At 53.6% G+C, this 2,987-nt stretch carries 4 protein-coding genes; 3 read left to right on the top strand and 1 reads right to left on the bottom strand.

Annotation, left to right across the window (positions count from 1 at the left end):
• Positions 1–199, bottom strand: a 199-nt coding sequence (locus OXG87_04555; GenBank protein ID MCY3868805.1) for a hypothetical protein, incomplete at its 3' end; no start/stop codon positions are given.
• A 318-nt stretch (positions 200–517) separates the two neighbouring features.
• Between OXG87_04555 and OXG87_04550 the strand changes: the two genes are divergently transcribed.
• The 3 genes from OXG87_04550 to OXG87_04540 form a co-directional block, all read left to right on the top strand.
• Positions 518–703: a hypothetical protein gene (locus tag OXG87_04550; GenBank protein MCY3868804.1), complete on the top strand. Its 186-nt coding sequence runs from the start codon at positions 518–520 to the stop codon at positions 701–703.
• Complete coding sequence (locus OXG87_04545) at positions 670–2,349, top strand: CocE/NonD family hydrolase (protein ID MCY3868803.1); 1,680 nt, start codon at positions 670–672, stop codon at positions 2,347–2,349. The genes OXG87_04550 and OXG87_04545 overlap by 34 nt, the downstream gene beginning before the upstream one ends.
• Before the next feature lies 1 nt (position 2,350).
• On the top strand, positions 2,351–2,987 hold a 637-nt coding region (locus tag OXG87_04540; protein ID MCY3868802.1), incomplete at its 3' end, for a sulfatase-like hydrolase/transferase.

Below are 2,987 nucleotides of genomic sequence, written 5' to 3'. Positions count from 1 at the left end.
TCAATTTCTGCGCGTAATTGATAGAGACCTGCAACTTCAAAACGCCATCTTCAGCAACGATATTTTGCGTGCGTTGCAGCATCAGACTTGCCAGGCTATTTTCACCGCCCGTAAATTCTATACCCTGTGTCAGGGGTCCAGCAATGGCTGAGCCAACCAGCCCCAGCCCCAAACATGTCGCAATGATCAAACGTTTCATAATGCTTCCTCCTGTTGAAAAATGTTCTACGACTTACCCACATTAACAACGGATGTCACGCAGGGTATTAGATCGGTGTACTCAGCTTGTTAAGGAATGTGGCGCAGGCGCCACTTAAAACTGTTCATAATATTGTTTAAAATAAACAATTATTCTGACGTTTTCTCCACCTAAAGTTTGTCCTGAAGTTCAAAATTTGTCTCAGTTTCCATTTTTTTCACATATAGTCGAACTATTGCTAAAAAAATGTAACTGACTTTGTGGCTGTGGCGTTTTATATTTTGGGACAGCCATCAAATTAACGGTAAAGGAGGCACCATGGACCTCACTAAATTCCAGGACGGTACCATTCTGGCTGAATGGATGCTCTCAGAAGCCGAACAGGGTGAACACACCTACCTTCCCAGGGAAATTGGTGACTGGAACAGCGCCAACGAGATTCGCGCTGAAATCCACTATTGGAGGTTTCTATGCAGACCAATTACGACGTCAACATGCAATTAGACGTAAAAGTGCCCATGCGGGACGGTATCAATCTCTCTGCCGATATCTATCTGCCTCGAGCACGCGGCAAATTCCCCACCGTGCTTATGCGAACGCCTTATAGCAACAATGCCGACAACATGGTTGAAAAAGCCCGGCGGCTTGCCAACAATGGTTATGCCTGCATTATTCAAGATTGTCGTGGGCGGTGGGACTCAGAAGGGGACTATTACGCCTTTCGAGAGGGCGAAGACGGGTACGACACTCAGGAATGGATCGGTAAACAGGAATGGTGCAATGGCAAAATCGGCATGGCTGGTAGTTCCTATGGCGGCACGGTCCAGTGGCGCAGTGCGCCATATCGCAGCCAGTACCTCAAATGCATCACGCCCCGCGTTATATGTACCGATTATTACTCCGGCCTGGTCCACCCCGGAGGGGCTTTCCAACTCAACGTCATGATGACCTGGGGCATGCGCACCAACGCTCGCACCGCGCAGACCATTGAATTCCACAACTGGACCGAAGCATTCCGCGCACTGCCCCTCATCGAAATGGACGAACAGGCGGGCCGCACCCTGAACTTCTGGAAAGACTGGGTCGAACATGCCGCTTACGACGAATATTGGGAGCAATTCAACGACGAAACCAAATGGAGTGAAATCGCCGTCCCCGCGTTCAACATGGGCGGCTGGTACGATCTTTACGCGGCACAGACCTTCACCAACTTCAACGGCCTGCGCCTGCACGGTCGCACCGAAGAAGCAAAAAAGAGCAAACTCATCGTCGGTCCCTGGCCACATTCTCTCAGCCTATCGCCCAAAACCGGAGACATTGACTTCGGGGCACCGTCAATGGTTGATCTGGAAAGCCTTGAACAGCGCTGGTTTGACCACTGGCTCAAGGGTATTGACAATGGCATCGCGGATGAACCGCCTTTGCGTCTCTTCATCATGGGCATCAACCAGTGGCGCGACGAACGCGAATGGCCACTTGCGAGAACCCAATGGCAAAAATGGCACCTGCACTCCGGCGGCAGTGCCAATACGCTACTCGGCAATGGCACGCTCGCCACAGCATCGCCGGAGAACGAATCACCCGACCACTACACTTACGACCCGCACTACCCGGTCCCCACGATGGGCGGCAACAACTGTTGCTCTCCCCACATCGTACCGTGGGGTCCCTATGACCAGCGTCCCGTAGAGATGCGAAGCGACGTACTCTGTTACACCAGCGATCCCCTTGAAACAGCCCTGGAAGTCACGGGTCCCATCAAAGCCGTCATCTACGCCGCCACCGACTGCACAGACACGGACTGGACCGCCAAGCTCGTCGATGTATCGCCCACTGGATATGCTATGAACCTCTGCGACGGCATCCTGCGCGCGCGCTTTCGGGAAAGCCTCACCAACCCCACCTTGCTCAAACCCGGCAGCATATATGCCTATGAAATTGACCTCGGCGTAACCGGAAACGTCTTCAAAAAAGGCCACCGTATCCGCCTCGAAATATCTTCTTCCAATTTTCCCCGGTTTGACCGCAACCTCAATACAGGCGGCTCGCTGGGTCGTGAGACCGAGATGCGCCAGGCCCATCAGACCGTCTATCACTCAAAAGCATATCCTTCTCACATCACGCTACCCGTCATTCCCTGCGGAGAATAATATGTCAGACTCTCGACCAAATATCCTGCTCATCATGACCGACCAGCAACGCGGCGACTGCATAGGTCTCGACCCGTGTAGTCCCTCGTGTCTGCAAACACCCAACCTGGACTGGATTGCCCGCACGGGCACGCACTTTCACCGAGGATATTCCGAATGCCCCAGTTGTATCCCCGCTCGCCGTTGCCTGATGACCGGCACCGCCCCCGCAGCAAATGGCGTTGTCGGATTCAAAAGCGCCCAGTGGCATCCGACTCACACCCTCGCCGGCGAATTGTCCAGAGCGGGGTATCAAACAGAAATGATCGGCAAACTCCACCTATCCCCCGCCCGCAAGCGCTATGGCTTCGATCACATGCAACTGGCCGATGCCACCCGGGGCGCCCACAACGACTATGTCGAATGGCTACAGCAATATCACAACCGCAACGAAGTACATCCCGGCATGGCCCACGGTATTTCCTCCAATGGATGGGTTGGCCGTCCACACCACTTGCCCGAAGAACAGATGCACACCTTCTGGTGTATCGACAGAGCAATGGACTTTCTCCAAAAACGCGATCCCACGGTCCCGTTTTTTCTCAACATATCCCTTATCGATCGCCATCCCCCGCGTACCCCCCGGCCCGCGAGTACGA

The organism is Gemmatimonadota bacterium (genome assembly GCA_026706845.1).
GTDB lineage: Bacteria > Latescibacterota > UBA2968 > UBA2968 > UBA2968 > VXRD01.
This window is presented reverse-complemented; position numbering and strand designations above follow the sequence as displayed.